General features: G+C 45.9%; 1 protein-coding gene. It reads left to right on the top strand.

Annotation, left to right across the window (positions count from 1 at the left end; all coding sequences use genetic code 11):
* The coding region (locus tag F6K38_RS36720) for a CHAT domain-containing protein (protein ID WP_287359953.1) at window positions 1-3,931 on the top strand (3,931 nt) is incomplete at its 5' end.
* Window positions 3,932-3,993: the final 62 nt, after the last annotated feature.

Below are 3,993 nucleotides of genomic sequence, written 5' to 3' on the forward strand. Positions count from 1 at the left end.
GTTGGTAGCCCATATTGGTGTGATGCCAACTCAAGCACAGATTAAAGCCGATGATAGCACTCCGACCCAAGTCACCTCCGATGGCAATCAATTTGACATTGATGGTGGAACCCCCTCTGGAGATAATCTCTTTCACAGCTTTGAGGAGTTTGGTCTAGACCAAGACCAAATTGCTAACTTCCTATCTCAACCGGGTATAAAAAACATTCTGAGTCGGGTCACCAGTCGTAATGCTTCTGTGATCAACGGTCTGATAAAAATCACAGGGGAGGGCAACCCTAACCTGTTTTTAATGAACCCAGCAGGCATAATTTTTGGTGCTAATAGCCAGCTGGATGTCCCCGGTTCATTCACCGCAACTACGGCCACCAGCATTGGCTTTGGTGATGAGAATTGGTTTAATGCCTTTGGTGACAATGACTACTCTACCTTAGACGGTACACCCAGTGCCTTTGCGTTTGGAACATCCGAGACACCAGGACTAATTTTTAATGAGGGTATAGAAATCCTAGCAGGAAATAACCTGACTTTAATCGGTGGTACTGTCATTAATACCAATCAACTGGAGCTTCCAGAAGGAACAATTACTATAGCTGCTGTGCCTGGGGAAAGTTTGGTAAAAATTAGCCAGCAAGGACTGTTGCTGAATTTGGAAGTTGAAGCCCTAACCTCAGATCCTTCCACAGCAGAACAATCTTTTACACCGCTCTCTTTAGCGGAGCTATTAACCGGGGATGGTGTCAGTCATGCCACAGAATTTACGGATAATGGTGATGACACCGTGACCTTGACTGGTTCTGGCATCACTATAGCGCCTGGGGATGTAACTGCTAAGGACATAACAGCACAAAGGGCAATCCTGTCTGCCAACAATAACCTGACTGTTTCTGCCAACAATGACCTGACTCTGAGCGCAAGCCAGCTATCTAGCAAGAACACCACCCTGTCTGCCAACAATGACCTGACTCTGAGTGCAAGCCAGATATCTAGCGATAACATTACCCTGTCTGCCAACAACAACCTGAATTTGAGCGAAAGCCAGCTATCCAGCACTAAGGACTTAACCTTATTAGCAAAAGAGACGGTGCTGATCAGGGACACAACAGATAATTCCTTCCAAGCGGTAGCAGGAGGAAACCTCAAGATTCAGGGGGATGGGGGCATTGATATCCTAGCACTGAAGAATCCCGACACCCGCTTCCAGAGTGGTGGCGACCTGAGCTTGGTCAGCGATGGCAAGATCTCTACAGATGCTCACTTTGCCAGTGGCGGTAATTTCTCAATTGAGAATTTAGCTGGTGAACCAGGCGACTTTGTTAGCCTCCAAGACCCAATTATCACTGCTGACGGGGATGTTACGTTTGGGGATTACACAGGGTCTTCTCTTAAAGTAGAGTCCACAGGAAATATTGAAGGTGGGAATATCAAAATCACCGCACCAGATACTGGGCTAGCTGATTTAGATCCAGATTCAGCTTCAGATATTGGCCAATCAGATATTAACACTTTAAGAAGTAGTCGTGCCGTGATTTTGAGGGCGGGCTTGACTCAAGATGAATTGACCAATCAAGTTACCGACAATTCTGGAGATGCTTCATCTCAAGTTACCGACAATTCTGGAGATGCTTCATCTCAAGTTACCGACAATTCTGGAGATGTTTCATCAGGCAGTATCACCATTGGTGATATCGACACCAGTAATCCTGGTAATGATCCTGTCATTCAAGGTAATGCTGGTCCTGTAATCTTATCTGCTCAAGGTGACATTATTTTTCGCAATAGTGATGGTTTAACTTTTACCCAAATAAGAACCACAGAAAACAATGGTAATAATTCTGGTAATGTATTTTTGGAAACCAAAAACGGCAGTATTACAACAGGGGGAGAAACAGTCGATATCATAATAAACACCCAGGTAGAAGTCCCTGGAAATGCTGGGAAAGTAAGGTTTCAGGTTCCAAATTTAGATAATATCGAGTTTGATAAGTTTAACTTGGAGATCAACACAGGAGCTGGTAGTCAACGTGATGGTGGTGATGTAAGTGGTAATGCTGGTGATATAGAGTTCGTTAGTCAGGAAAAGATCACCGAAGAGCAAAAACAAAAAATAGAACAAAAAAGAAACGATGGGGAAATCAAGTTAGGTTTGGATGCTTTCGGGAACGGGAACGACGGTAAGTTTAATTTGATAGATGCCTCCGAATCTGAACCTAACCCTGAGCCAGATCCTAACAAGGACGATCCAGGCCCTACCATAATAACAGACCCTATCATAATAACAGACCCTCCTAAACCCGAGCCTCCTAGACCCGAGCCTCCTAAACCCGAGCCTCCTAAACCCGAGCCTCCTAAACCCGAGCCTCCTAAACCCGAGCCTCCTATCAATGACACACCCCCTGACACAAGTGAGCCCAACGATGGAGACAGTGGCGACCAGCGTGCCGTTTCCCCCTCTGACGAGACTATAAGTGACACGCAAGAGCCCTCTAGTTCAGACCCTAGTAGTTCAGACCCTGGTAGCTCAGACCCTGGTAGTTCAGAACCTGGAACCCCTACTGCTTCATCTCAATCAAATTCCACAACTGAAGAGGTTTCACCTGAAAGTGACCCAGTTTATTTAATTGAAGAAGCCTTCACCAAAGAGTATGAGTCACACTTTCAGCGACCGTTCAAGACCAAAATCAACACTCAGAATGATGTCCGCAATCGGACTCGGGAGCTTGAGAGGGAGACAGGGTTAAAGACTGCGGTGATTTACGTCAGTTTTGTCGAAAATTCCAGTACCTTACCAGGCACTCGATGTCAAACTCCCTCAATCCCTGTTCCCAAAATCGACCGACGGTTTGGTTACCGACTCTCTGAGGTGCCTCAAGCACCAGAGCGTTGCTTACCACAAGCAAACGACCAGCTGGAACTTTTGGTAATCACCGCTGAAGGTAATCCAATTGTCCGGCGAATCAATGGTGCCAGTCGCGATCAAGTCCTAGCTGTGACCAATAGATTTCAGCGATCGCTTAGCAATCCCCACAGCTTGGATGCCAAAGCCCACCATTACCCAGCTGAGCAACTTTATCGATGGATCATAGGGCCATTAGAGAAGGAATTAAACGCCCGCAAGATTAAGAGCCTAATATTTGCTATGGATGAGGGTTTGCGTTCCCTACCTATAGCAGCTATCTACGATGGGCAAAAATATCTGGTTGAGAAGTATGGTGTTAACTTGGTGCCTAGTCTGAGCTTAACCTATTCTCGTCACACAGATGTCAGACCCTTCGAGGTTCTGGCAATGGGAGCATCGAAATTTCCTTATCAACAGCCTTTGCCTGGGGTAGAAGTGGAGTTAAGCACCATCACTGAAAAACTGTGGAAAGGTCGCTCTTTTCTCAACGAAGCCTTTACTCTGGACAATTTAAGGGCTCAACGAGAACAGCAGCAATATGGCATCATTCACCTAGCCACCCATGCAGAGTTCAACTCCGGAACTCCTAACGATTCCTACATTCAGATGTGGAACCGGAAACTAAGGCTGTATGAAATGGAAAATCTGCTTTATGAGCCATCGGTAGAGTTGTTGGTACTCAGTGCTTGTCGAACTGCTTTGGGCAATCGAGAAGCAGAGTTGGGTTTTGCTGGGTCAGCCTTTCAGGCCGGAGTTGACTCGACTTTGGCAACCCTTTGGTATGTCAGTGATCAAGGTGCTCTAGGGCTGACTACTGAGTTTTACCGTCAGTTGAGAAAGACATCGAGTAAAAGCGAAGCCTTACGACAGGCACAGTTAGCGATGATTCAAGGCAATGTGCGTATCGAGAATAATCAGTTATATGGCTCGGGCAAGAACATCTCGTTACCCCCAGAATTGTCAGGACCAGGAAAACAAAGCTTTTCTCATCCCTACTATTGGGCTGCTTTCACTCTGGTTGGAGATCCCTAGTGAATACCAAAGTTTATACCAATTCTTCACTTTTCATAGTTTTGATAAGCAGTAACAATCCT

Origin of the sequence: Moorena sp. SIO3B2 (assembly GCF_010692525.1) — a bacterium.
GTDB classification, from domain to species: domain Bacteria; phylum Cyanobacteriota; class Cyanobacteriia; order Cyanobacteriales; family Coleofasciculaceae; genus Moorena; species Moorena producens.